Source organism: Methanoplanus limicola DSM 2279 (assembly GCF_000243255.1).
Lineage (GTDB): Archaea > Halobacteriota > Methanomicrobia > Methanomicrobiales > Methanomicrobiaceae > Methanoplanus > Methanoplanus limicola.
In genome coordinates this window covers 2,667,566-2,693,243 of sequence record NZ_CM001436.1, presented here as the reverse complement: position 1 = coordinate 2,693,243, position 25,678 = coordinate 2,667,566, and the positions used below count along the sequence as shown (strand labels likewise).

At 43.1% G+C, this 25,678-nt stretch carries 21 protein-coding genes; 9 read left to right on the top strand and 12 right to left on the bottom strand.

Features of this window, described 5'->3' with window-relative positions:
* The 4 genes from METLIM_RS12715 to METLIM_RS12700 all read left to right on the top strand — a co-directional run bounded on the left by METLIM_RS12715 (position 1) and on the right by METLIM_RS12700 (position 4,624).
* Positions 1-1,077, top strand: a complete 1,077-nt coding sequence (locus METLIM_RS12715; protein WP_004079037.1) for an ABC transporter permease — start codon at positions 1-3, stop codon at positions 1,075-1,077.
* 103 nt (positions 1,078-1,180) lie between these two features.
* Positions 1,181-1,753, top strand: a complete 573-nt coding sequence (locus METLIM_RS12710; protein WP_157202322.1) for a hypothetical protein — start codon at positions 1,181-1,183, stop codon at positions 1,751-1,753.
* 141 nt (positions 1,754-1,894) lie between these two features.
* Positions 1,895-3,244 (top strand): PEGA domain-containing protein, encoded by a 1,350-nt coding sequence (locus METLIM_RS12705; protein ID WP_004079035.1) that lies wholly within the window; start codon positions 1,895-1,897, stop codon positions 3,242-3,244.
* A 69-nt stretch (positions 3,245-3,313) separates the two neighbouring features.
* Positions 3,314-4,624, top strand: a complete 1,311-nt coding sequence (locus METLIM_RS12700; RefSeq protein ID WP_004079034.1) for a methyl-coenzyme M reductase glutamine C-methyltransferase — start codon at positions 3,314-3,316, stop codon at positions 4,622-4,624.
* A 26-nt stretch (positions 4,625-4,650) separates the two neighbouring features.
* Here METLIM_RS12700 and METLIM_RS12695 read toward each other — a convergent pair whose 3' ends face one another.
* The 3 genes from METLIM_RS12695 to METLIM_RS12685 form a co-directional block, all read right to left on the bottom strand.
* A complete protein-coding gene (locus tag METLIM_RS12695; RefSeq protein WP_004079032.1) occupies positions 4,651-6,258 on the bottom strand; it encodes a PEP/pyruvate-binding domain-containing protein in 1,608 nt (535 codons plus the stop codon).
* A 9-nt stretch (positions 6,259-6,267) separates the two neighbouring features.
* Positions 6,268-8,205 (bottom strand): hypothetical protein, encoded by a 1,938-nt coding sequence (locus METLIM_RS12690; protein WP_004079031.1) that lies wholly within the window; start codon positions 8,203-8,205, stop codon positions 6,268-6,270.
* 158 nt (positions 8,206-8,363) lie between these two features.
* Positions 8,364-9,380, bottom strand: a complete 1,017-nt coding sequence (locus METLIM_RS12685; RefSeq protein ID WP_004079030.1) for a DUF3089 domain-containing protein — start codon at positions 9,378-9,380, stop codon at positions 8,364-8,366.
* A gap of 177 nt (positions 9,381-9,557) precedes the next feature.
* On the opposite strand from METLIM_RS12685, the gene METLIM_RS12680 reads away from it, so the two are divergent.
* Both METLIM_RS12680 and METLIM_RS12675 read left to right on the top strand, forming a co-directional pair.
* Entirely contained in the window at positions 9,558-11,618 is a 2,061-nt protein-coding gene (locus METLIM_RS12680) for an Nramp family divalent metal transporter (RefSeq protein ID WP_004079027.1), read from the top strand.
* The gene (locus METLIM_RS12675) at positions 11,615-12,808 is read left to right on the top strand and encodes a branched-chain amino acid ABC transporter substrate-binding protein (protein WP_004079025.1); all 1,194 of its coding nucleotides are present in this window, start codon (positions 11,615-11,617) and stop codon (positions 12,806-12,808) included. The genes METLIM_RS12680 and METLIM_RS12675 overlap by 4 nt, the downstream gene beginning before the upstream one ends.
* A gap of 69 nt (positions 12,809-12,877) precedes the next feature.
* Here METLIM_RS12675 and METLIM_RS12670 read toward each other — a convergent pair whose 3' ends face one another.
* From METLIM_RS12670 to METLIM_RS12660, 3 genes are read right to left on the bottom strand one after another with little or no spacing between them, the layout of a single operon-like run.
* Positions 12,878-13,699, bottom strand: coding sequence for a metal ABC transporter permease (locus METLIM_RS12670; protein WP_004079023.1), 822 nt, complete (start codon positions 13,697-13,699; stop codon positions 12,878-12,880).
* 5 nt (positions 13,700-13,704) lie between these two features.
* Positions 13,705-14,535 carry a metal ABC transporter ATP-binding protein gene (locus METLIM_RS12665; RefSeq protein ID WP_004079020.1) on the bottom strand — a complete coding sequence of 277 codons (831 nt, stop codon included), beginning with the start codon at positions 14,533-14,535 and terminating at the stop codon, positions 13,705-13,707.
* A 5-nt stretch (positions 14,536-14,540) separates the two neighbouring features.
* Entirely contained in the window at positions 14,541-15,467 is a 927-nt protein-coding gene (locus tag METLIM_RS12660) for a metal ABC transporter solute-binding protein, Zn/Mn family (RefSeq protein WP_169312398.1), read from the bottom strand.
* A 228-nt stretch (positions 15,468-15,695) separates the two neighbouring features.
* Here METLIM_RS12660 and METLIM_RS12655 point away from each other — a divergent pair, with 228 nt between their 5' ends.
* The 3 genes from METLIM_RS12655 (at position 15,696) to METLIM_RS12640 (ending at position 20,142) form a co-directional block, all read left to right on the top strand.
* The gene (locus tag METLIM_RS12655) at positions 15,696-16,523 is read left to right on the top strand and encodes a DUF2202 domain-containing protein (protein ID WP_004079017.1); all 828 of its coding nucleotides are present in this window, start codon (positions 15,696-15,698) and stop codon (positions 16,521-16,523) included.
* Positions 16,524-17,097: 574 nt separating this feature from the next.
* Complete coding sequence (locus tag METLIM_RS12645; RefSeq protein WP_245543545.1) at positions 17,098-18,504, top strand: C45 family autoproteolytic acyltransferase/hydolase; 1,407 nt, start codon at positions 17,098-17,100, stop codon at positions 18,502-18,504.
* Positions 18,505-18,792: 288 nt separating this feature from the next.
* Positions 18,793-20,142, top strand: coding sequence for an ATP-binding protein (locus METLIM_RS12640; RefSeq protein WP_004079013.1), 1,350 nt, complete (start codon positions 18,793-18,795; stop codon positions 20,140-20,142).
* A 12-nt stretch (positions 20,143-20,154) separates the two neighbouring features.
* Here the strand turns inward: METLIM_RS12640 and METLIM_RS12635 are convergent, their stop codons facing one another.
* The 6 genes from METLIM_RS12635 to METLIM_RS12615 form a co-directional block, all read right to left on the bottom strand.
* On the bottom strand, positions 20,155-21,456 hold the full coding sequence (locus METLIM_RS12635; RefSeq protein WP_004079011.1) for an ATP-binding protein: 1,302 nt from the start codon (positions 21,454-21,456) through the stop codon (positions 20,155-20,157).
* Between the two features lie 313 nt (positions 21,457-21,769).
* Positions 21,770-23,017 carry a GTPase HflX gene (gene hflX, locus METLIM_RS12630; protein WP_004079009.1) on the bottom strand — a complete coding sequence of 416 codons (1,248 nt, stop codon included), beginning with the start codon at positions 23,015-23,017 and terminating at the stop codon, positions 21,770-21,772.
* Between the two features lie 256 nt (positions 23,018-23,273).
* The gene (locus tag METLIM_RS17740) at positions 23,274-23,435 is read right to left on the bottom strand and encodes a type II toxin-antitoxin system HicA family toxin (protein ID WP_083824995.1); all 162 of its coding nucleotides are present in this window, start codon (positions 23,433-23,435) and stop codon (positions 23,274-23,276) included.
* A 115-nt stretch (positions 23,436-23,550) separates the two neighbouring features.
* Positions 23,551-23,781 (bottom strand): type II toxin-antitoxin system HicB family antitoxin, encoded by a 231-nt coding sequence (locus tag METLIM_RS12625; RefSeq protein ID WP_004079007.1) that lies wholly within the window; start codon positions 23,779-23,781, stop codon positions 23,551-23,553.
* 323 nt (positions 23,782-24,104) lie between these two features.
* Positions 24,105-24,995 (bottom strand): Fic family protein, encoded by an 891-nt coding sequence (locus METLIM_RS12620; RefSeq protein ID WP_004079005.1) that lies wholly within the window; start codon positions 24,993-24,995, stop codon positions 24,105-24,107.
* A 69-nt stretch (positions 24,996-25,064) separates the two neighbouring features.
* Positions 25,065-25,673: a hypothetical protein gene (locus tag METLIM_RS12615; RefSeq protein WP_004079003.1), complete on the bottom strand. Its 609-nt coding sequence runs from the start codon at positions 25,671-25,673 to the stop codon at positions 25,065-25,067.
* Positions 25,674-25,678 lie beyond the last annotated feature (5 nt).

Genomic DNA, 25,678 nt, shown 5'->3' with positions numbered 1-25,678 from the left:
ATGAAGAGAAGAAACTGCGTTATCATCGCCAAAAAAGAGGTTCAGGGTCTTTTTTCTGAGAAGACAATAGTCCTTGCCATACTGCTTCAGCTCTTTATCGCCATGTTCTCATCATTTCTCCTTGTGGGACTGGCGTCAATGTATAACCCTGACTCGATAAGCCGGTATTCGACCATTAAATATCCTGTCGCGGTTACTGGAAATATCACATCGCCCCTCACAGGCGAACTTGCCTCCAATGACAATTTTGTCATCTATGATATGGAGCTTGGCACCGCACTCGCTGCTTTAAAGGAGAGAAAACTCTCAGCGGTCATCTGGATTCCCGGAATTGAGGAGTATTCGGCAGATCCGATCACAATCACTTTGTATGTAATACAGAATGACATCCAGTCAAGCATTGTGAATGTGAAACTGAAGGATGCCCTTTTAGATTATGAGGACAGGCTCAGAGAGATCCGGCAGGCAAGGCTTGAGTTTAAGCCTGTTGAACTTGTACTCCCTGAGACAAACCCGTCAAGCGACTTTTATGAGTTTGTGTACGGCCTTCTGATTCCACTGCTCGTCTTTATGCCGGCGATAATCTCCGGTGCGCTCATAATTGACCTCATCACTGAGGAGTACCAGCAGGATACCCTTGAAACCCTGATGTCAACCCCGGTAACCTTCCCTGAGATGATCTGGGGCAAGACTGCCGCATGCCTGCTGCTCGTGCCCGTGCAGTCTGCGGGGTGGCTTCTGCTCCTGATGGCCAACGGGATTGCAATAAGCGGTTTTATACCGATAATTCTTCATGTCACCGCCGGTTCTATGGTTATAATTCTTATCGGGGCGCTTATAGCCCTTAAATATCGTGAGAGGACGAATGCCCAGTTTATATTCTCAACAGCCCTCGTGGTCGTCATTCTCGCATCACTGGCAGTGCCTCTCAATCCGGCAAATCTGATTGTCAGGCTTTCGGTTGACTCTATAGGGCCGGTTCACTGGCTTGTTCTTGCAATGGTCGTAGGTGTATGTATAATTCTCTCGTATTTTATGACCGGATATGCAAAACGGGTTGAAGGTAAGGTTATCTAAACCCGCTCTCCTGCTTTTCCGCAACTTTAAGGGCATTATCTGTCTATTTTCTTCTCCGGTTTTTTTCAGAAGTGATATATTTTATCTGCTGTTAATGTTCTGCATGGATAAATTCAGGTTATCTTCAGCTTTTGCAGGTTCTACTTTTCCGAAAGCCTGTGTCCTTATACTTCTGGCCCTGCTTCTGGCAGTCTCTCCTGTCTCTGCACAGGCGGCAGATTCCATGACTATTGAGTCGTCACAGGAGAGTGCACAGATTGGTGATATTGTCAAGTTAAAGGGTAAGTCCGGTGGTGATATGAATTCAGCATCTGTCTATCTCTTCATTACAGGGCCGGACCTTCCTGAGGGCGGAACCACACTTGAAGGGGATCTCCGTCACGCACGGATCCCCCATCATCAGATATATTCAGGCGGTGCTGAATGGGATTATTCATGGGATACAGGTCTTGTCGTGGGCGGACTTGATGAGGGCATTTACAAAATTCATGTGACAACACTTTCCGACAATGAAAAAGCGCTCTCATCCGGAAATTACGCCGTCACTGAGATTGAGATTATAGATCCAAACGGGAAGAAGAACCAGTCCCCCGCAGGAATTTTTATAATTCTCATCGCACCTCTCATTGCAGGTCTGTTTTTCTTAACCCGGAAGGATTCCGGTTCAGAAAAATAATATTTCTTTATTTCCTGTAGTGGTCCCTCTTATCCGGATGACTGCGGGCAGATTTGTAATTTTTATCTTTATTGTTGTTTTTTATCATATTTTTGCTCTTTATTTGTCTGCGTTCAGAATTCCGGCAAGTATTTATATATTATGGCTGAATTACTTCTGATTATTATGGTTTCAGGAAAAATGAAGTGTTTTGCTGTTGCCCTGCTATGTCTTGCGGCATTATCAGGTTCTGCTTCAGCAGAAATTGTAGGAAATCAGGTAGGCTGGTACACCTTCCATACAAATGTGGACGGGGCAACCATCTACGTTGACGGCCTTGCAGTCGGAACGACAGTGAACCAGCAGTACACCTATACGGTATATCTGGACGGCAGTCCGTCAAGCATGCCTAAGACAGCATACGCAGCCAAGTCCGGCTACCAGAACAGCCAGGTTACAAACCTGAATACTCCGTCTGCCGGAGAGACTGTTGATTATTATTTCACATTAAATCCGCAGGGACCGACAACAGGTTCTGTTTATGTATCATCGTCCCCAACCGGTTCTGCACTCTATGTTGACGGATCGTACTACGGGCTTACTCCACATTCTGTTGACGGACTCTCCGCAGGTACGCACTCTGTAAAGGTTACAAGGTCCGGCTACCAGGACTGGGGTTCAACAGTTTCAGTCTCGGCAGGGCAGCAGTCTTCAGTTACGGCAACCCTTGTTCCGGTTAACGACCACGGAACTATTGCAGTCACCTCAACACCAACCCGTGCTTCCGTTTATCTTGACGGCAGCTATCAGGGGCTATCTCCGGTTACGATCTCCGGTGTTGTGAAGGGCGCACATGTAGTTGAGCTTAACAAAGCCGGTTACTATGAATGGTCAGGGCAGGTCAATGTCTATGCCGGACAGGTGACCACAGTATCAAGGACATTATCCCAAATTCCAAACCCTTCAACAGGCACACTGTATATCTCTTCAACACCGAGCGGGGCATATATCTACCTTGACGGGTCATATATCGGCGTCACGCCGTACTCAGGCAGCTATGTTGTTGACAATGTCGCGAGCGGAACACATACCGTAACTCTTAAACTTTCAGGCTATTCAGACAAATCCGTCTCAACATCAGTTATGGGCGGCGGAACGGCAACTGTTTCTGTGAATATGGATTCAACCACACCCACTCCGGCGGCAACAGGGACACTTGATATCACATCCAACCCAACAGGTGCAAATGTCTTTATCAATAATGAATACAAGGGCATTGCACCTTTCCAGCAGTCAATGGCAGCAGGTCAGTACAGTGTTACCTTCAGGCTCACAGGCTACTCTGATTCAACAGTTACCGCAACTGTCAATGCAGGCGGTACATCCTCTGTTCAGGGCAATCTTGTGCCTGCCGCACAGCCTACAAAGAGCGGGCTTCCTCCGTTTGCAGTAATCGGAGCAGTTCTTGCAGCAGGGTTTGTATTCTGCATTGGAAAAGTAAAGAGAGAGTAAAATTACCGGGATAATATTCCGGTTCATAACAGACATTTTTTTTCCGGTTCGGACAAAGACTAATTAGAAATGAAAGTCTCTGTCATCTCACCTGAAATATACACATACGGAGCCATGCTCATAGGCGGCATTCTCCGTGACAGTGGTCATGAGGTAAAGATAGCCAATAACTTTGCCGGCGATACTGAGGATATAGTTCTAATCAGCCTTTATTCCACCCAGCATCTTCTTTCACCGGAGATTAGGGAGTTTATCCGTAATAAGAGGTCACAGGGCGGAACGGTTGTAATCGGCGGGCCTGTCTCGGCATATCCTGAGATGGTTATAGGTGAACTTGAGCCTGACTTTGTCGTCATTGGTGAAGGTGAGGAGACAGTCCCTGAGTTATTTAGCACCGGATTTTCAAAGGATATAGCCGGAATTGCCTTTATGGATGATTCGGGGATTGTAGTCCGTCCTAAGAGGGGGCAGGCATCTGTGGACCGTGGCCTGCCTCTTATTCCGGATGACATCAGTGCCCAGAGCATCCGCGGTGCATCTGCATATATTGAGACGCACAGGGGGTGCACAGGCGCCTGCACATTCTGCCAGGTTCCAAGATTTTTTGGCCGGAATATCAGGAGCAGAAATCTTGACGATATCCTGGCTGAGGTTAGGGAATTTAAGAGGATGGGTGCTACGAGGCTCTCGGTCTCCGGTGGGACGGGATCACTGTACATGGCTGATGACGGGAAGTTCAATGAGGATGCCTTTGTCGGGCTTTTAAAAGAGATGGCCGCTATTATGGGGCCAAATAATATATCATCGCCGGATATCAGAGTGGACTGCATAAGCGAGAGGGTGCTTGATGCCATCCGGGATTATTCGATCGGCTGGGTATTTTTTGGTATTGAGTCCGGGTCTGACAGAATATTAAGGGATATGGGCAAGGGTGCGACTGTTCAGGCTGCATCTGATGCAGTTTTTGCGTGCCGGGATCACGGGCTGAAGGTCGCCGGGAGTTTCATTGTCGGCCATCCAAAGGAGACTGAGGAGGACTTTGAGCTTACCAGAGATTTCATAACCGGGCATTCCCTTGATGATGCCTTTGTCTCGGTTGCAGAACCTATCCCTATGACACCGCTTGCCGATCTTGTGCTGAAGACGCCCCGCTCTGAAAATCCTGTTTATACTCCTCATAACGGCGAATATAAATCACTGAAGCTTACTGAAGCCGAAGCGAGGTCGTTTGATCTTCAGATGCATGCAGATATGTTCAAGCCGGGACTTCATGTGGTGACAGATGAGGTATTCAATGCCTATCTTGCAGGCGTAAGAAAAGACGGGGAGGAGGTCAGGGCTGCAACTGAGCTTTTATTCCGGTATTATGGTCATGAATAGCGGCTGAATCTCCTCTTTTCCTCTATTTATGGTCCTTTTTTTCTTCCGGAATTTTTCTTCCGGCTATTAATTATCTCTGTCAGTTCTTCCGGTTTTTCTCTGACTATTTCCTGAATTCCTGCATATATGCCGCCTGTAGCACCGTCAAGTGTCAGATGATCTCCTTCCTTAAATTCCGATCTGCCTATAGTGCATATTTTTCTCTGCGGGATTATCTCAAGTTGCCTGCAGTTTACTATGCACACCTTTCCCATTTCCCTTGCAACAACGGCGGCATGGGATGTTACTGCGCCTCTCTTTGCAAGCAGTCCGCTGCATAGCGATATTGCGTTTATGTCATCCGGAGAGAGGAACTCCTTAACGAGTATAACAGTATCATTTTTTCCAAGAATTTCTGCCTTTTTTTCACTAAATGCTATCCTTCCGGATACTGCGCCAAGTGATGCTGAACTGCCGTATCCTGCCGGAATTTCATCTGAGTTTATCTTTTCGGTGTATATTCTGTCAGTCCGGATATTCTCTGTCAGTTTTATGCCCTCATCCTCACTTATAGTGCCTTCTGAGACAAGACTGGAGGCGATCTTCAGCCCGGCGATATCTGCCCTTTTGCCGTCTCTTGTCTGAAGTATGTAGAGTTTTTCGTTTTCAACGGTAAATTCAAAATCCTGCATATCCCTGTATCTCTTCTCAAGGACTCTGCCGGCACTGATTATTCTCTCTGAAAGACCGGGTATTTTACGGTCAATCTCCTCTTTTTTTATTCCGTTGAAATACCCTGATACGATCTCCCCGCCCTGGCACCCATACTGAAAATCGATAACAGAGATGTCCTCGCCTGTCCAGGGATTTTTTGTAAAGGCAACTCCTGAACCTGATCTTCTGTTAATATTGCCAAATACCATTGTCTGAATTGTAACGGCAGTTCCGCTGTATTTTATCTGCGGGTTTAATCTCTTGAAGTCTTCTGCCTTTTTGTCAGTCCATGAGTCAAGGACTGCTTTTACTGAGTATTCTATAGTCTTTTTTGGATCTGAGATGACCTCATTCAGAATATTTTCCGGATATAATTTCTCAAACTCCTCTGAAATACTTCTTAATGTGTCATAACAGAGATATTTCTCCTCTGTAATTTTCTCTTCAGAGAGATATTCGCTGATGATTTTCTTATATACGCTTCCGGAATGGCCAAGCACAGTGCATCCAAACGATTCCAGAAACCTTCTGTATAAATCCCATGCAAACCGTGGATTTCCGGACGAAAAAATAACCCCTTCAATTGTCTCCCTGTTGATACCTGCATTGAGTACGGTCTCCATTATTCCCGGCATGGATGCCGCCGCACCTGATCTGACCGATAATATTAGCGGATTTTTCCTGCTGCCCGTTTCTTTTCCGGTCATATCCTCAAGATATGATATGCCCTGGCTTACATGGCTGTAATACCAGTCTGGGAGGTGCCTGTCATTTTCGTAATATTCCCTGCAAAGTGAAATTCCGAATGTGAAACCCGGAGGTACTGCAAGTCCCGTGCCTGAAAGTCCGGTTAGTTTTGCTGTCTTATTGCCGAAAAATTCTGCCGGAACTTCAGTGTCGTCTTCTTTTCCGAAATATACCACTCTGTCATTTTGTTTCATAACCTGCACCTATCTGTTCAGGTTTTCAAGGACATTTTCCCGAATCAGAAATGCCGATTTCATCAGTGAGTTCACTGCTTCTTCCATACCCTTTGTGATTTCGGATGAGACCATTGCCTCCCTGAAATTTTTGGAATTAAGCATAATACTCTTCTGCACATCTCTGAAAGCCCTGTCACATATCTCCTCAGTCTCAACCACCATATCAACGGAGAGGAGAAAGGCATTCATCTCATCGTCCGGGTTTTTGCCACTTATAATGCTGAAAATATGTATGGTCTTTTGATATTGCATACAGCTTTCGTTTACAGTATCGGCCATTCTGATCATATCTGACAGAATGTCACTGTCTGATATAAGCGGCGGGTCAAATCCACAGACGGATATGGAGTCTTCAATATAGTCAAGGGCATCATCAGAGAGACTTATCAGTTCTGAGTAAAATGCGCCGTCCTTCATTCTCTTTGTAACCGCCCGAACGCGGTTTACAATATCGTCTGCTCTTCTCTCCCGGAATTTTGCCCGGTTTATATTCTTCAGACAGAGTTTTTCCCCTCCTGACTGTATTGATTCAAGTGATTGCAGGAGCAGTTCTGATTCTGCTGTGATTAGTGATGCATGTTCGGCGATAATGTCAAGTAGGCTTTGCCGTGCCGATTTTATCTGCCGGAGCAGCAATGCTTTGATCTCGTCTTTTATGAATAATTCAGGTTTTTTTTCGATAAGGCCTGTTGAGGCGGTCATAAGCAGGCATCTGAAGAATTCAGACGCCCTCTCCCGTCCGAGATAGATGTGCAGGGGTTCACCATATCTTATCGGCACATCTGCGGCAATTTCAAGTGCTTCGTAAATGAGGGTGGACCCGCCAAGTACGAGAAAACCCCGGTGCCCGTAATTGTTGTCTGCGGCCCATATGAGGACTTTTATGCAGTCGCTGCTCCTTAAAAATTTTCTGAGGTTTTTCCTTGCTTTGTTCCAGTCTATCAGGAATACAATTCTTGATCCGAGGAATTTCAGGAATTCATCAGTCCCGGTTTTATTATCTGCATAGAAGGTTCCTTTCGCCAGGAAAAATATATCCTTTTCAAAATCTGTTACATTTTTTGATCTGGTATCGTTCCATAATATGGCATGGTTTCTGAAGAGCGATCTGAAAAAATCAAGTCTTTGGCGGTGGATGTCGGTATAATTGAATGTAATTCTGCCATCTTTTACTTTTATGACAATTACATGTGCATCTGTTACGCCTATGTCGTTTTGAATTATCAGTCCTTCACTGGTGGAGGTTGCGGTGGTGTCAAGTCCCGGATGTCCGAACTTTAATATTCTGGTGGAATTTAAGCCTTCCATAAATGCTTTCAGATGCACAATATCTGATTCATTTATCTTACAGACCTTTGCTCTGTCAATCTCCTCATGGCTTAAACCTGCCTGCAGATCATTCAGGGCTTTGTGAATGTCCATTACGAGGATGTGCATGGAGTCACCTTTTTTACGTATCCCTGATATCAGTTGTGAGATGGTATTTCCCGTTATTATACTGTCGGATATTTCCGGAATTCTGCCTGAGATTGTCTCATATCTTTCTTTAAACTCCTCTGCGGGCGGATATCCGGAGATTGAGAGCGGTTTAATCATTTCATCGATGCACTTACCAATATCCGAGACTATTTCTGATGAACCGGGGATGAAATATATATCCTCCTCTTTCAGTGATGATTCAAAAATGACATTTTCCGGTTTATCATTTTTATCAGATCTTTTCTGAAAATCTTCTTCCGGAATCTGCGGCAGGGTGGCTGGATTGTCAGCATAGGATTTTGCAGCCTGAAGGAGTGAAAAATAATATTTTATCCTCTCGTTTGCCTCAATTGCAGAGTTGATATACAGCGGCAGAAGAATACTCTCTTCTCCAATCTCTCTGATGATCTTTTCCTTTCCCGGCAACAGAAATCCTCCCTTTCTGAGTTATAGTAATCTTAAACTCTGATAAATTTTCCTGACCGGAAAGGTGCATTGTCAGGCAGAGTCTCCGGTGTGAGTAGAGGGCAATTCAATGAAAAAAAGAGTTTTGAATGAGTTTATTGTGATTTTATTCCCGGACTCTACTGTTTGTTCTTTTCCATATATGCCGTGATGCGAACCCTGACATTTTCTCTCAGGTTTTCATAAAATACTGCATAGTCATACATATGGTACACGCCTTTCGGGAACGTGACGCTCTTTGCCGGAAGTTCCTCAGGGTTTGATATATCTGTTATTACAAGAGCATTGCCTACTACCTGTGCTGCTGCAAAATTACTGTACCTGTCTGGTTTTTCCGGGTGCTCATGTTTAAAGAATGCAGCTCCAAGATTGGCAGAAGCAGGAGCAAAAGTGGTGTCGGTCTTCCAGTTAAGGGGGTTTACGACATAAGTTCCGGGTATTATTGTCGGCGCTTCCTTCTCCTTATCCTTTTCATCTGAGATGGTGTTGTACACGATGAAACATCCGGTATCATCTGCATTCTCACTGATCCTCATGAGGGGGTTTATCTCAAGATCGTCCGGAGTTATGGAATAGCCTATGGTATAGGCTGCCACAAGCCTATTTAGTGATTCAGCATCCCCGGTCAGGAGTTCTCCTGCCTTTGAGAGTTCAACCGTCCTGACAGATCCCTGGCTGTGTGCTGCAAGAATTATCGGCCTCTCGCCTTTATTGAAATTTTTCAGGAAGTAGTCAAATGCCCGGATGAGATCCTGCTGGCCCAAATCGAAGATTGGCTTTGCAGTGGTAAGCATTACCGGATTAATTTTGACATTGTTCTGCCTGTAATAGGGTGCGTAAATGTTGGCCTGGCCGTCAAATATGCTCGCCTGCTCAACGATTGTCCACTCTGCCTTATCCCTTAGTTTTGGGTCTTTTATGTCCATTAAGTAGGTGTTGTCATCAGAGAGGATAGTCGGATAGATCCAGAATACGTCAACAGCCTGTTTATCGCTGCTGAAGTATTCCGGGAGGGATACCCAGCTGTCAGGGCTTTCATAGTCCGGAGCATCCGGAACGTCATTTTCCGGATCAAATGGGGGAAGTGTTACTGGAATGCCTAATTTCTGTCCTTTTAAGTCTTTTATTGTCATCATATCTCATCCTCCCGGATGTTAACTGTTACAGGTAACCTGTATTTTTAAAGAATTTTATATTTTGGGTTTTTATCTGCCCCAAGTCCCGGATTATTTTATATTCTGAAATACTGCTATTGCCTGTCAGAATACACAATTAATTTATCAGCGGAGTGAATACATTTAAACAAGTCTGAGATGTTTGCACGTTTAATTGAGAAACTTCCTGAGAAGTACCGTGACTATTTTATATTCTTAGGTCCCGGCCTGCTTTTAGCCATCGCCGCCGCAGGTGAGAGCGGGATCGCAGAAGCGGTTGAGATTGGTGCACATTTCGGTTTTGAACTGATATGGGTCGTCGTCCTGACAATTATCTTTAAGTTTGCGTTCGCAAACGGAATTGCACGTTATACCTTTGCAACCGGAGAGACGATATTTGACGGGTTCAGGCGGCTCCCAGGCCCTTCAAACTGGGGTTCGTACCTGGTAATGATAATTTATTTCCTTGAGATGTTCGCATTTGGAGGAATGCTCATCTATGCCGGAATATTTCTGGATTATTTCATCCCCGGAATATGGCCCTCGTGGTTTATCGGTGTCTCTTCCATTGTTGTTATTCTCTTCCTGCTCTGGAAGGACTCATATGAGCGGGTTGAAAAGCTCGTAATCTTTCTTGTTCTTGGTCTTTTTATTGCGATAATATACTGCCTCTTTGAATTTTCACTTCCCTATGGTGCGATAATTGAAGGGTTTAAGCCCGATATTCCGGAAGGCTCAGTCATCGCTATTATGGCTATGATGGGTGCTGTCGGGTCAGGACTGAATCTTCTATTATATTCAACATGGCTTCATGAGAAGATGGAAAGCACTTCTGAGGAGATAAATTATAGGAGGTTTTTAAAGAGCGTCAATCTCGATCTCTGCATTGCATTCTCAATTGTGGGAATTATTACATTTCTGTATATGACTCTTGGCGTCAGTGGCTTTGCAGTCTCATATCTCGGCCACGGCGAGGCGATAACAATTGACAGTATGGTCTCCCAGGTGCTCTATGTCCTTGCATACATCCCTTATGGTGTTATGATCTTTCTGCTCTCCGGATACCTGATCATGTTTGGTGCGACCCTTTCAGGTATGGACGGGCGTGCGAGGGCTATATCTCATATTATTAAAAGTTCAACCGCAGTAAAGAGCAGTGAGAAGGTTATCTACAGGGTCTGCCTTCTTCTCTTTACCATAGTTATTCTGACTGCAATGTTTCTCTTTGATCCGGTGGCACTTGTGCATCATACTGCTGCATTTGCCTCGGTGATGTTTGGCATACTTGGCTTTATGATAATATATCTCGATCTTAAACTGCCTGAATATGCCCGCGGGAGCAGGTTATGGATTCTTATCACAGGTGCAGGCAGTATTGTATTTTTGTATGTCGCAATGATTCTTGAGTCGAGTATTCTGACATTCGGTCTGCCGCTAATTGAGAGGCTCCTTGTTATCGGCTTTGTTATCTATGCCTTTTCAAAGACCGGGATGTTTCAGAAGTTCCTTGACGGGAGGGCGGATTATCTTGACCGCATCTGGGCCGTAGCAATTTTTGGCGCAATATCCATCTACGGTACATATCGAGGTATTCCGTTTGATGGCCTTATAATCAATTTCAGGGATACGGGTCCTGCAGTCGCCGGACTTTTGGGCGGTCCGCTTGTGGGCGGGCTTGCAGGAGTGATCGGCGGACTTTACAGGTACTCGTCCGGAGGATGGACTGCCACTGCCTGCTTTGCCGGGACTGTCGCCGCCGGAATTATAGCCGGATTATATATGAGATGGACAAGGGGCAGGCTCACATATTATCATGCAATAATTCTTGGAATTATTATTGAGAGTGTACATATTCTTGTGCTTTTGCCGCTTTTAACTGAAGGGATAACATTTGAGCAGTACGTTGGTGTGGTTGTCAGTGCATTCCCGTCAATGGTTGTTGCAAATACTGTCGGGCTTCTTATCTTTGTATATATCCTCAGTGATCAGGGCCGTGAACTCCTGTATGAGAGGTTTTACGAGAAATATTCCGGCAGAATACGTGATGACCCGGCAGGGGGCGGAATTTCTTCCGAAGAGAAGAGATCATATCTTATGTGTAAGCTGAATTTCTTTAAAACCGGTGCAGACAAGGGTAATGAGTCTGATTCGTGGAATTCCGGTGATAAGGAAGGAGTGACTCCGGCGGGAGATGACAGTTTTACGGAGGCGGATAAATGAGGCCCGGAAATATACGTGATATTCTGACGCCTGTAAATATTGCCGGTATAATAATTGTGGGGCTTGTATTATTCTTCTCTGCTTATGATATACTGGTAATTGAGTCTTCTGATTATCCTGATGAGATTGTTGTCGGGGCAATTCTACCGCTTTCAGGTTCTCTCTCTAATTATGGTGAGGATTTTAAGCGGGGCATTGATATTGCTGTTCTGGAGATCAATGAGGGCGGCGGCATCTTTGGAAAAGAGCTGGTGGTTGACTATTTTGACAATATCGGCAATCCCTATATGAGCAAGTGGGCGATTAATTACTATGCAGATAATGGAATTCCTGCGGTTATCGGTGCCGTTTCAAGTACTGCAACGATGGCAATCGCACCGATTGCTGAAGAGAGGGGTATTGTTCTGATCTCACCTTCGGCCACAAATCCGTCCCTTTCAGATTATAAAAATTATGTCTTCCGGACAATTTCATCAGACAAATACCAGGGGCGTGGTATTGGAAGACTGCTCTCAGTGCTCCATCCGGAATTAAAACGGGTTGCTCTCATTTATTCTGATGATGACTATGGGAGGGGGCTTAAAGAGTCTGTCTTTGAGACTTATCCTAAGTACGGCGGCCATTTTATAATGGTTGAGAGCTTTGATCCAAAGGCTGCCATTTACAGCGATCTTGCTGAGAAGATTAAGGCCGCAGATCCGGACGGTATAATTCTTATCGGCTATTATGAGCAGGCGGTTTCGATTCTTGAGGCTGCGGAGGATGCCGGGATTGATGCAGTCTGGTTTGGCTCTGAAGGGCTTATCGATGACGGGCTTATTGAGGAGATTGGGCCTTATTCTGAGGGTCTTACTGCAACGATGCAGTCCAGTCAGATCCATTCAGACAGATTTGAAAAGAAATATTATGAGATGTACGGGTCTGATGTCATAAACTGGCCGGTTCCTTACGGTTATGACACTACAAAGATTCTCTCCGAGGCGATTGCGGATGGCGGTTATGATGCTGATGAGATTAAGGATTCAATGAAGGAGATCAGGTATCTCGGACTCTGCGGCCCGCGTCATTTTGATGAGAACGGGGACATATATCCTGCATACGATGTTCTCACTGTAAGAAATGGTGAATGGGAGAGGATTAAATGGGGTGACATCGTCTCCCGTGAGTTAAAGGAGACTTATGAGCATTGAATCCGGAATTATGACCGCTTATGCGGTTTAAATCCGGGAATTTTTGTGTATTTTTTAGGGCCTGCGGTTTCAGGCAGGACTTTTTATTCTTTTTTTAAGGCTGTTTTTTCCGATTACGGCCAGGTATGCCGCTGCACTCAGGAGAATTATTGCAGCCCCTGACGGGACATCCAGGTAATATGAGATCATTATTCCGGTTGTTGTGAATACTGCTCCAAGTACAGCGGATATTATCATCATATTTTTTATCCCGGATGAGTATCTGTGGGCTATCGCCGCCGGAAGTGTGAGGAGTGCGATTACGAGTATTATGCCGACAATCTGTATGAGAACCACTACGGTGAGTGCAATCATACAGAGGAGAAGGAGCATAAACCGGTCGGTGCTGAGGTTCATTACGGTCGCGTACTCTTCGTCAAAGGTTACTGCCACCATCTGGCTGAAGAAGACGGCTACGATAATTATAACCGCAAGTGCCAGTATTCCAATCAGGATTATATCGGACGCGGGGACAAGAAGTATGTTTCCAAAGAGGTATGTCATAAGTCCGGGTGCATATCCGGGGGACATATAGACGAGCATTATTCCAAGTGCCATTCCTCCCGACCATACTGCACCAACGAGTGTGTCCAGGTTTTCGCCGGCCTTTTTCCTTATGTAGTTTATTCCGCCGGCGGTTGCGAGACTGAACAGTGCTGCACCTGCGATAGGTTCAAAACCGAAGAAGTAGCCTATGCCTATCCCGCCGAATGCAGCGTGTGATATGCCGCCTGAGAGTGAGACCATCTTTTTTACAATCACAAATGTCCCTGTGATCCCGCATATGATGCTTGCCAGGACTCCGGCTATGAGGGCATTTCTCAGAAATTCGTATGCAAATATTTCAAGCATGCATATCACCTCTTCTGTTGCTCTCTCCTTTCTGAGAGTCTCTCTTTTTCAGGTCTGAGACCGCCGCAGTTGTCCCTTTCATCATGCTCCTGAAATACCCGGTGCGGTATTCCGTGTGCTATGATGTCAACCGGACATTTATATGCAGAGTCCAGCATGTCCTGGGTGATCTGGTTTGTGTGATGTGTGTAAATTTTTCTGTTGAGGCATGCCACATAATCTATATCAGACGATATTACCCCGATGTCGTGGGTTACGAGGAGAATGGTCATCCTGTCATGGAGTTCTTCAAGCATTTTAAAGAACATTCTGTTTGTCGGGGTATCGACATAGACTGTGGGTTCATCCAGAAGAAGCATTTCAGGTTTTCCGGCAAGCGCCCTTGCGATTATTGCCCTCTGCTGTTCACCGCCGGAGAGGTCTGTGAGATTTCTTCCGGCAAGTCCCTCTATGCCGAGTATTTCTATGGATTCTTCTGCAATCCGGATGTCATCTTCGGAATATGTCTTTCTTATCCCTTTTATATGGCCCATTCTTCCGGAGAGCACCATGTCCATGACTGATATGGGATATCCGAATTCAAATGTCCTAAACTGCGGGACATAGCCTATGAGACTCCGGTTCTCCTCCGGCTTTTTGCCGAATATCTTCACTGAACCGGAGTCCGGCTTTATAAGTCCGAGTATGACTTTTAACAGAGTTGTTTTGCCGCCGCCGTTTGGCCCGATTATTGCGTGGAATTCGCCCCTGTTTATTGTAAGGTCAATATTGTCAAGGAGGGGATGACCTCCGCCCATGACGGTGAGGTTATTTATCTCAATTGCCGGTTCTTTCATAATTTTTATGCCTCTGAAAATACTTCGGCTGTGGTTCTCATGTTTTCGATATATTCTTCTTTTAAGGGGTCTGCTGTCATAACTCTGCTGCCTGTCTCTTCTGCGATGACTTCGGCACTTTTTATGCTGAACTGTGGGGAGATCAGAACTGTTTTTATGCTGTATTTCTCTGCCTGGTCTATAACTGATTTTATTCCGGCCGGTGTCGGTTCTTTTCCGTCTTTTTCTATTGATATGGTTTTAAGGCCGTATTCTTCTGCGAAATACCTCCATGCCGGGTGATAGACGAGGATGTATTCGCCTCTTCTCTCTTTCAGTTTATCTGATATTTCTGAGTTCAGGGTGTCAAGAAGACTGATATAGTTCTCTGCTCCGGATTCAAATTCTGCTCTGAGTTCCGGTTTTATCTCAGTGAAGCCTCTTTTCATGTTTTCCGTCATAATTTTTCCGTTTGAGACTGACAGCCAGATATGCGGGTCTGCATGGCCGTTTGTATTGGTCTCTCCTGAATCATCTTCTTCTGCTTCTGATGCTATGAATTTCACGCCTGATGAGCAGTTGATTATTTTCAGGTCCGGGTTAAGTCCGGTTATCCTGTCAAGCCAGTTCTCTTCGGTTTCAAGGCCTGACCCGACTATTGCGTAGGCGTCTGCTTTTGAGATGTCTTCAAGCGTTCCCGGTGAGGGTTCGTATGAGTGCGGATCTGCGCCGGGCGGTACAAGTGTTTTTACTGTTATATAATCTCCGCCGACTGCCTCTGCCATCTCTTTCTGTGGTGGTATGGTTACAAAGATAATTATGGTCCCGTCATCTTCTGTGCCGGAATTGTCATATCCGGGCGTTGTTTTATACTGGTCATCTGTGCATCCTGCGGCGATGAGAATTCCGGTGAGAATTAGCGTGATGATAAATATCTGATATTTTGGTTTCAATCTGTGGATACTCCCTGATATTGTGGTTAATGTTTCAGGATAAATTATTATTTTTTTGGTGTTCATATAGGTGCCCCTGAAATTTATTTGGATTCTGATAATTTTCGTTCTTTATTTTGGGTTTTGATTTCATCGCCGGATTTTTTTTGGTTTTATCTCGTATTTCACAATAAAGAATATAATCTTTCGGGTCATATTTTCGGAGTGAACAGGTTAGAGGATTTGATTATGATGCGTAATTTGCGATTTATGGCTGCTCTTCTGATTGTGGCTGCCTGTATGGTTGTGGTTTCGGGCTGTCTTGATAACAGTCCGGGAACCGGTCAGGGTCTGAATAAACAGGATGGTACCGGTGACGGGCAGAGGCTTAACAGCCAGAATGGTTCCGGTGGTGGATTTGACGGCGGACAGCATATTCAGAATGGTTCGGGGTATGCCGGTGGTCAGGGTGGATTTAAGGATTCAGAATATGTAACGGCTTTTAATCCGTCAGGTTTTAAGCAGAGTACTGATGTTTATCCCGTTGGAAATCTGACTGAGGCTGAAGCTGCTGATATTCTCTTTATGGCTGAGGAGGAGAAGCTTGCACGTGACGCCTATCTGTATTATTATGATAAATGGGGGCAGCCGGTCTTTTCAAATATTGCCTCGGCAGAAGAGACTCATATGGACAGTATGGTTGTTCTTATTGAGAGGTATGGTCTTGTAAATCCTGTTGGAGGTGAAGAGAGGGGTGTGTTTGAAAATCCTGAGCTTCAGGCGCTGTATGATGATCTGGTGAAATCCGGTTCGGTCTCTGAGACTGACGCTTTAAAGAACGGTGCCCTTATTGAGGAGATTGATATCATTGATCTCAATGATGCAATTGCCGGGACAGATAAGCAGGATATTATTCTAATCTATGATAACCTGAAACGTGGTTCAGAAAATCATCTCCGGTCTTTTGTCAGCAATCTTGAGAGGAGAGGGGTTTCTTATTCGCCGCAGGAACTGTCAGAGGATGAATATGATCTGATTATGCAGGGGGATATTGACAGAGGGCAGAGGACTCTGTAGAGGGTTTATATTCTCCTGCAATTTTTTAATTATCTCCGGTGTTATAGTCTGTTTTGTTATCGGGGATTTTTCCCGGATAATTATTCCATCTTCATTATTTATGTTTGTGCATGTGTCTCTGATGTCTCCGGATATTTATCTGGGACTTCCTTTTTTTAAATGGCGTATTGGTCTTATTTTCCTGTTTTGGCTGTGATTTGATCTGTATTTTTGATGTGTGGAATCTAAGGGGTAATTGTGGTTAAAATAGCTTTTAATGCCCGGATTTCTGGTATATGAGGGGTCTGTACCGGTGGTCTGTACCCGGAGGATGTCTGCTATGGGTGATGTAGGGAAAGTGGAAATACGGGCCGTTATGTGGGTGTTGTGAATAGGCCATAAAATGGGGTTTAATTCTCATTCTGGTCTGTATATTTTAAGTTATATGTCCGGTTTATACCGTTATATTCCTTCATCTGTCGGATATTTTGTTATGTGAATATTTCCGGAAACTGTTTTATATGCTTTGTTTATAATTTATATGTCTGGTAAAAATATGAGTAAATATTCGGGTTTACGGGTCAGGTTATGTATTGTGTCTTTTATTCTGGCAGTTCTGTTTCTCTTTGCCATTCAGGCAGGTGCCGCTTTTGCAGCTGATGATTCGGCGGCTGAAAAATCTCCTGACGGCATGGGATACAGGTTTGAGAAGGACGGGTGGACGTATCTGCATATTGAGGGTTCACCTTATGAGAGGGGGTATCAGCACGGGTATCTGATGGCGCCCGAAATTTTGGAGATTATGGAGAGCATCAGGTATCTGACGTATTATAATACGGGGGTGGATTTTGATTTCTTTGCGGAGAATGCCGTCCGGATGTATGTGCCAAATATTGATGAGGAGTATATTCTTGAGATGGATGGTATTGCCGATGGTGCAGAAGCTGCCGGTGCTGATGTTACATTTCAGGACATATTAGGCTGGAACTCCTACAAGGAGACTGTAGGGTACTGGTGGCCGATTGTCAAATCCGGATATTACAGTGAGATGGATTATGATATGGAGGCGTGCAGTGCCTTTGCTGCCACAGGAAATTATACGGAAGACGGCGGTGCGGTTGTGGCGCATACCACATGGACACCGTATGAGCGTGCAAGGTTTTTCCACATCATCGCTGATGTGAAGCCTGATTCAGGCCACCGCATTCTGATGCAGAGTGCTCCGGGCCTGATTGACAGTTCGACTGATTTTCTGATTACTGATGCCGGGCTTATGATTACAGAGACTACGATCTCCGGTTTTAACAAATATCAGGAGAACAGGACACCTTCGTTTATGAGGCTAAGGAAGGCTTCGCAGTATGCTGATGACCCTGATTCTTTTGTCACTATTATGAATACCAACCGGAGCGGCGGGTTTGCCAATACCTGGCTTGTCGGTGACGCGAATACCGGGGAGATTATGAGGTTTGAGCAGGGGCTTAAGTTCTTTAATGTTTCTAAGACTAAGGACGGGTACTTTGTAGGGGCAAATTCCGTTGAGGATGCAAGGATAAGGAATTTTGAGTGTTCTGGTCTTGATCCTACAGATGTAAGGGGCAGTGTGGCTTCAAGGATGGTGCGGCTGCCTCAGCTTATGGAGGAGTTAAAGGGCAGGATAAGTCCGGAGAATGCCAAAGCAGTTTTATCTGATCATTATGATATCTGGCTTGAGGAGGAAATTGCGTCATCACGAACGGTTGAGGGCCACTATGAACTTGATCCAAATCCGGTTTACAACCGGCAGCCATATAAGCCGGCCGGTTCGTATGACGGAAAAACTGTGAATTCTGCTATGGCTTTGAATATGACCTTCAATGCACGGTGGGGTGCTCCGTCCGGAATTGCATTTGATGCGGATAAATATCTTGAGGAGCATCCGCAGTTTGGATATCTTGACGGTTATCTTGATTCATTCCCGACACATTCGTGGAATGTTTTTGAGGCCGGAGAGATGGTCTGAGGTTTTGTGCCCTGAGGTTTTCCAGATATTTCTGAAACTTTTTTCCGGGCTTTAAATCTTTTTTTGATGGTCTAAGGTCGTAAAATCTGTTTTTGGATTGCTAATTTTCAGGATTTTTCTGTTTTTTGTTTCGGTTATAATGTTAGTAAATTTCTGTTTTGATAAGGTTATATTACTTGTAAAAGAGGTATTATGTATGATTATAATAATAGTAAATTTCTATTTTTGATGATGTTATAATCCTTGTAAAAGAGGTATTATGTATGATTATAATCATAGTAAATTCTGATGTCTAAATGTCTTGATCTTCTGGTTTCACTTAATCCCTGGTGGAGAGGGGAGATGCTCAAAACCGGAATTATACGTGAAAAATATTTCCTAAAGATCAGAAAATACCTTGATACTGGCGAAATTCTCGTTTTAAACGGAGTGCGTCGTTCGGGGAAGACGACTATTCTCTTTCAGACTGTTGACGAACTGGTCTTAAAACGCGGAGTTTCACCTGAGAAAATTCTCTTTGTAAACTGTGATGATCCTCTTCTTTTGGAATTTGAAAATCCACTTGAAACTGTGATTGATACTTATAGGAAGGATGTATATGCCGGGGATGATGCCTGGCTGATTCTTGATGAGGTACAGAGTATTGATGGGTGGGAGAGGTGGATTAAGTCTTATTATGACCGGAAGATGTTTAAGATAATCATCTCAGGTTCTTCTTCATATCTTATGGATTCAGGACTGTCTGCTCTGCTGAGCGGGAGGTATCTGCCGGTTTCTGTGTATCCTCTTGATTTTTCAGAATATCTTATGTTTAAAGGGTTTGATTATTCAGACACTCCTGTGGCTCTTGCGAGTGATAAATATAAGATTATGAATTATCTGTCGGATTATCTTAAATCCGGAGGTTTTCCTCAGGTTGTTTTGCAGGATGATGATGAGATGAGGAATGATTATCTGAGGGTGTATTATGACAGTATTGTTTACCGGGATATTGTCCGGATTCAGAATGTCAGAAACCAGAAGGCCCTGAGTTCTCTTCTTATGTATTTTTTCTCAAATTTCACGTCCGTTTATTCGTATAAGAATCTCTCGGATGTTTTGCAGATTGACAATAATACCATACATGATTACATACACTTTGCTGAGATGGCAAAGATTCTCTTCGAGGTCCGGTATTTCAGCTATTCATTAAAAGCACAGGAGAGAAACCAGAAGAAGATCTATTGCATAGACAATGGTCTTAGAAATTCCGTATCTTTTGCCTTTTCAAAGGATGTTGGCAGGCTTGCTGAGAACCTTGTCTTTGTTGAGCTTATGAGGCGTGGTTTTTCCCCGTACTACTGGAAGAAACCGGGAACAGGAAAAGAGGCTGATTTTGTCATAAAAAAGAGGGACGGCAGCCTTCAGGCGATTAATGTTACCTATACTGATGATATTAAAGAACGGGAGACTGCCGGACTTATTGAATTTTCAGGGGAGTTCTCAGAGAAATGTCAGATTGGTCAGAGTTCCGTTTTTACTGGTGCTGTAGATATGCTGCTTCTCACAAAGGATACTGAAGGTGAGTTGGATGATGGTATCCGGATGGTTCCGCTATGGAAGTGGCTGCTTAGTCCGGACTCCTCCGGGTCTGTCTGATGTCTCTGTGTTTTATGGATATAATTCGGGGTAGAGCATGTATTTCCAGACCGGAATTATGATTATCTCTTTTCCTTCTGTATTTTCTATTCCGGAACTGTCCATAGTCAGGATGTAGCCTTTGCTTAGGTTATATTCTTTTAAAGCGTCTGTTAGGCCGCTAATCTCCCTTTCCTTTGTTTTTTCATCTGTTATGGTGGATGATACCTGAATGGCACAGCTAAGATATGTCTCTTTTATAATCAGGAAATCACATTCTTTCTTTGATTTTTCACCGGAATGATAGAATAATCTGTATCCTTTCTTTGACTGGAGCAGGTATAAGAAAACCAGGTTTTCAAGTTTCTGACCTGTGTTGTCCGAGAAATTAAAAGATACTGTCTTTAAAAAGCTGTTGTCTCCGGAATATACCTTCGATGATGCACCTGCCTGCTTTTTGAGGGAATAGTGAAATGCCGGGAGGGTGTAGAACAGGTATGAGTCCCTGAAATAATCTATATACTGGCTGATTGTATTATTGCTCTTAATTCCTGTGATATGCCTTAATGTTGAATAAGTAAATATTGAGGCTGAATTTGTGGCAAGATAGGTTGCAAGCCTTGAAATTCCTGTACTGTCCCTTATTTTATTCCGGCTTTCGATATCCCTTTTTAAAATATCATTGAAATAACAGCCTGAGAGTTCAATATTGTCTTCTTTTATTACTTCAGGAAATCCTCCGCATTCAAGGTATATTTTGAAATAGTGCAGTATTTCTGCGGATTTCTTAGATGTGAGTCTCTTTTCATCCGGAATTTCGATCTCTTTTAATTTCAGATATTCCCTGAAACTAAATGGATGAAGTGGAAGGACAATATTTCTTCCGGTAAGTGATGTTGCAATTTCCCGGCCCAGTATTTTTGCATTTGAGCCGGTTACGAATACTTTGTGCCCTTTGAAGTGGAGGTTGTTAAGCCATCTCTCCCATGAAGGAGCGTACTGGATTTCGTCAAAGAAGAATATTGTCTTTTTTTCTGCGGAGAAGAGTTCTACTGCTATATTTTCTATGTCATTATAATTTTTGGTGCTGATGTCTGCCAGCCTTATGTCTTCAAAATTTATAAATAGGATGTTCTCACCGGAATTCCGGTACTTTTCGGATATGAGTTTTAAGACTGTACTTTTGCCGGATCTTCTGATTCCGGTTATGATTACGATCTCTTTTCCCCGCATGTATTTTTCGGGATCAATCTCACGCTCAACAAGATCTCCGGGAATTTCCTTAAAGATCTCCTGCTGCTGTAAGATTACATCCAATAGCTGATCTTTATCCATATCTAAACCTACTGTTGAACTTTAGTTTATATAATTGTTCTTTAGTAAAGAACATTATTTTATAAAGGCTATTTCAATAGTAAAGAACAGTTGTTGCGGGGCTGGAAGTATGTCATATCTTTCAGCAATTCTGTGCTGTTCGGCTATAATCTTTCTGAAGAATGCTTTGCATAATTGATCAAAAAAAGAAAATATGGGGATAATAGTATGAAGCGAAGGGAAATGTGTGGATAAATTCCGTTTGCAATTATACAAACGATCTATATATTGACTTTTCGTAACTGTGCACACAGATATTTTCCGGATGTTAATATCATTCAGAAGACAAGGCGAAAGGCTTTATTTTCTGAATGATCTCATCTCTTGCTTCTATTTCCATGATAATGGAGTCGCCATATTCGATTGTGTGCACAACGCTTTCATCATAAAGCCATGACACCATGGATATACTCTCTTCGGAAACCGGGATGGATATCCTGCAGTGTTCCCATTCCGGAAGTTTCTCATATAATCGCTGTTTAAGTTCGTTAAGACCTTCTCCTGATTTTGCAGATATCATGACCGGGGCAGGAGTAAGGGAACTGATCACTTCCAGTTTTTCCTGCAGTTCTTCATCAGGGAGAAGATCGGCCTTGTTAAGAGCAGTAACTATCACAGCACCTTCTGTTCTCTCCCGGAAGATGTCATGGCTGACAGCAAGTTTTTGTCTTATAATATCCATTGGATCACTCATATCCACTACAAGAAGAATGACATCAGCCAGGAATATTTCGTCAAGCGTTGACCTGAAAGCATCCACCATCCAGTGCGGGAGGTCTTCGATAAATCCCACAGTATCTGTCAGCAGCATTTTTCTGCTGTTTACTGTGAGAGAACGTGTTGTGGGAGATAGTGTTGTAAAGAGCATGTTCTTAATTATTGTCTCTTCCTTTACAAGTGACTGGAAAAGAGTGCTTTTCCCCGCATTCGTATAACCTGCCAGAGCTACAAGGGAAAATCCCCTCTCATGCCTGAAAATGCGTTGTGACTCGCTCCCGCTTCCCTGCTGAAGTTCAGCTCTGATCCTTGTAATCCTTTTCCTGATGTCCTGCTCATGGGAATTTTCGTAACTTCCAAGACCCATAAATCCCTGCTTTTCATCCTTTTTCTGCATGGAAACGATAGACTTTACTTTAGGAAGCTCATATCGCAGTTTTGCAAGCTCTACCTGTAGTTTTGCACGCTTTGTAGTGGCTCTTGCAGCAAATATCTCAAGGATGAGCTGTAATCTGTCCATTACTTCGCATCTGCATGTCTCAGATATGTTATAGATCTGCGTTACTGAAAGCTGGTTGTTAAAAATTACTTTTTCAGCACCTAAAGATTCCACAAACTCCGCAAGTTCATCCACCTTACCGCGGCCTATCTGATAATTCCTGTCAGGCTTTTTTGACTGCACAAATGTGCCCACGACCATATAGCCGGCAGCATGTGATAATTCCTTAAGCTCTGCCAGTTTCCGGGAATTTGCAGCGGTGTCAGAATTTGGATAATTTCGCTGGGCAACAATAATTCTTTTCATATTACATCCATGAACCTGATCATTTGTACGAATTCTGTATCGAATTTCATTTAATTTCTCACTTTTAGTAATATTATATATTCTCTATTTTGTGGTTTAGCGAACCCTCCATACAACAACATTTTTGATTTATTATATGATTTTGATATATGTCTGTTGTATGATGGTATTGTGGGTTCTTCACATTACAATATTATAAATCCTTCTTGTAATTATATTGTCATGATACTCAGAAAACCGGTGAAGAGCCTAATCATCATAACAACTCATAGAATTCTTCTTTTGAAACTTCACAGTCTTTGATTATTTTTGCAATGAGACCAACAGAGATATCTTCTCCTTTATGGTAAGGTACAACAGTTGTTGTTCCATCCGGATGCCTGAAAAAATAATGACTTCTTTTTATTCTTATATTTATAAATCCAAGTCTCTAAATTGCCCTGCAAACTTTTTCCGGAGATTTTGGAGATAGCTTCATCTCTAAAAATTCCCAAAAAAATATTTGGGGGGATATTCTGAGATGATGGTTTATTTCATACTGTTATTTCGATTTGCTGAAGCCCGATAAATTCCAGTGGACTGATTGCATCATCCTCATCAATACAAAGTTTTACAGCTTCTCTGATTCGTTCAATGAGAGTGTTTAGATCTTTAGCCTGAGTATGGCATCCCCTTAGCTGCGGTACTTCCGCTATATATATGCCATCTTCATCCCTTTCTATAATTACAGTAAATTTGTAAGTTTTTTTCTGTTCGCCGGACATTCTAATCAGATGATGATTGAATTCAATGCGATATAAGAATTTGTGATGAAAAAAATCAAAATCAAATAAAGAGGGGAGTTATTCCATACGATTTTGGTTATAAGAAGGGGAGGACCGGGCATTCATTATGTGTCAAATAATTGCATCCGCCCTTTTGATTATTCTTTATTATTCGGCGGGTTGTGGGAGTCAGGTGAACAGGTTCTCCGGATATGAAATACTCAAATGGCAGTACTTCATCATCAGGATAAGATACTGGCAGGGGAAATGATCATATATAAGTGGTGAAATTTTTATTTTCATTTCTGTTTTCATTTTTATTTTTATTTCTGTTTTTCAGCCGGAATTCCGATCTTCCACTTTCCTTTTTCGAGGAATGCCGGAATTGTCTGCCTGTGGGCTTTGTTGATTAGGTTTGAGTGGGATATGTTAAATCTCCGGCTGTATTCCCGAAGGTTTACAATCTCCATTCCTTCGAGATATGCAAGCCGTTTATGGTAGCTGTTTGTAAGTGCCTTTCCGATTATTGCTTCCATTAATGAAGTTTTTCCTGAACTTTCAAATTCTTCAAATGCGTCATAGTAGAGGCTTCTGTCGGTGAATGTGATGGTTATTGGAACATATCCTTCGCGAATCAGGAGGTAATTGATTATTACTCTTCCAATACGCCCGTTTCCGTCAATGAAAGGATGGATGTATTCAAAGGTTAAGTGAAGTTTAGCTATTCTTCTGATGATATTTTCTTCAGATGTTGCGTAATAGTGTGCAAACATCTCTTCTATGGCCGCCATTATCTGATCCGGGTCCAGTCCGATATGACCTCCGACACGTACCCATTCTCCGGTTTTACGGAATCTTCCCTTAATGTTATCACGGATGTCTGACAGAAGCATTTCATGAAGTTTCAGGATTATTTCCGGGGTGAGTTCTTCTTTTTTTGCGTTTTCATTGATATATCTGATAACTTCTGCAAGATTTACTGCCTCGAAATGCTCCTGTATTGATATGTATCTGCCGGGATCTACCTCAAGCAGTATTTTGTCGGTTTCTTCAAATGTGAGAGTGCTGTTCTCAATAGCATTGGAGTTGTAAACCTGTTCTGCAACTTCGGCTTCAGCTATGAGGGCGAGCAGGGATTCTTTATGTTTTACTGATTTATAGAACCGCCTTCTTAGTTCTGAAATATTTTTGATTACAGCCGGTGTTTTTGCCATATCTGCTTTAAAAATGAATTGTTACTATCTTAAATGTTCTCAGATGTGTATTGCCCGGAGAATATAATTTTAATTAAGAATATTCAATATGAACTGGGTAATTAATCCTGCAATAATTCCACCTATGACTCCACCTACAAATATGGGAATTATATTTGCTTTGATCCATTCACTGATGGTAATTTTATCAACAAGTTCATTGACATAGTGCAGTTTAGAAGGATCCTGGCTTTCAATAATTTTAAATCCAATTTTTATGGTTTTCTCATATTCTTCAATACACTTTAGCGGATCGATCCCTATTGAACTGATTTCCATCTGCCTTGCATTCTGAGCAGTTTTGATGTATTCGCTGTACATTACAAACAATTCAGATTCATTGATATTAAGACTGAGTTTTCTCTTTTCTGGGCTTTCAATTATTGTTTTGACAATGTCATCCAGCTCTATCCATAATAGTTTTCTGCAGTCAAGTGTTATTCTGATTAGGTGGTCATGGGCCTTCTTTAGATTTTCATTTCTGACAGATTCATCTGAATTTGTATGATATACCATTAAATGAGTAAAAACCCGCTCAAATTGCTCAATAATTGCTTCAGGTTTGTTGGCTATGTAGCCGACAAGATCGCTGTATGCAGGTAAAAATTTATCATTATATAATTCTTTAAAATTATTCATAAAAA

Bases quoted from the DNA above. Each gene is read 5' to 3' on its own strand.
- METLIM_RS12715 (WP_004079037.1), top strand. From the start codon at position 1: ATGAAGAGAAGAAACTGCGTTATCATCGCCAAAAAAGAGGTTCAGGGT.
- METLIM_RS12710 (WP_157202322.1), top strand. From the start codon at position 1,181: ATGGATAAATTCAGGTTATCTTCAGCTTTTGCAGGTTCTACTTTTCCG.
- METLIM_RS12705 (WP_004079035.1), top strand. From the start codon at position 1,895: ATGGCTGAATTACTTCTGATTATTATGGTTTCAGGAAAAATGAAGTGT.
- METLIM_RS12700 (WP_004079034.1), top strand. From the start codon at position 3,314: ATGAAAGTCTCTGTCATCTCACCTGAAATATACACATACGGAGCCATG.
- METLIM_RS12695 (WP_004079032.1), bottom strand. From the start codon at position 6,258: ATGAAACAAAATGACAGAGTGGTATATTTCGGAAAAGAAGACGACACT.
- METLIM_RS12685 (WP_004079030.1), bottom strand. From the start codon at position 9,380: ATGATGACAATAAAAGACTTAAAAGGACAGAAATTAGGCATTCCAGTA.
- METLIM_RS12680 (WP_004079027.1), top strand. From the start codon at position 9,558: ATGTTTGCACGTTTAATTGAGAAACTTCCTGAGAAGTACCGTGACTAT.
- METLIM_RS12675 (WP_004079025.1), top strand. From the start codon at position 11,615: ATGAGGCCCGGAAATATACGTGATATTCTGACGCCTGTAAATATTGCC.
- METLIM_RS12670 (WP_004079023.1), bottom strand. From the start codon at position 13,699: ATGCTTGAAATATTTGCATACGAATTTCTGAGAAATGCCCTCATAGCC.
- METLIM_RS12665 (WP_004079020.1), bottom strand. From the start codon at position 14,535: ATGAAAGAACCGGCAATTGAGATAAATAACCTCACCGTCATGGGCGGA.
- METLIM_RS12655 (WP_004079017.1), top strand. From the start codon at position 15,696: ATGATGCGTAATTTGCGATTTATGGCTGCTCTTCTGATTGTGGCTGCC.
- METLIM_RS12640 (WP_004079013.1), top strand. From the start codon at position 18,793: ATGTCTAAATGTCTTGATCTTCTGGTTTCACTTAATCCCTGGTGGAGA.
- METLIM_RS12635 (WP_004079011.1), bottom strand. From the start codon at position 21,456: ATGGATAAAGATCAGCTATTGGATGTAATCTTACAGCAGCAGGAGATC.
- hflX (WP_004079009.1), bottom strand. From the start codon at position 23,017: ATGAAAAGAATTATTGTTGCCCAGCGAAATTATCCAAATTCTGACACC.
- METLIM_RS12625 (WP_004079007.1), bottom strand. From the start codon at position 23,781: ATGTCCGGCGAACAGAAAAAAACTTACAAATTTACTGTAATTATAGAA.
- METLIM_RS12620 (WP_004079005.1), bottom strand. From the start codon at position 24,995: ATGGCAAAAACACCGGCTGTAATCAAAAATATTTCAGAACTAAGAAGG.
- METLIM_RS12615 (WP_004079003.1), bottom strand. From the start codon at position 25,673: ATGAATAATTTTAAAGAATTATATAATGATAAATTTTTACCTGCATAC.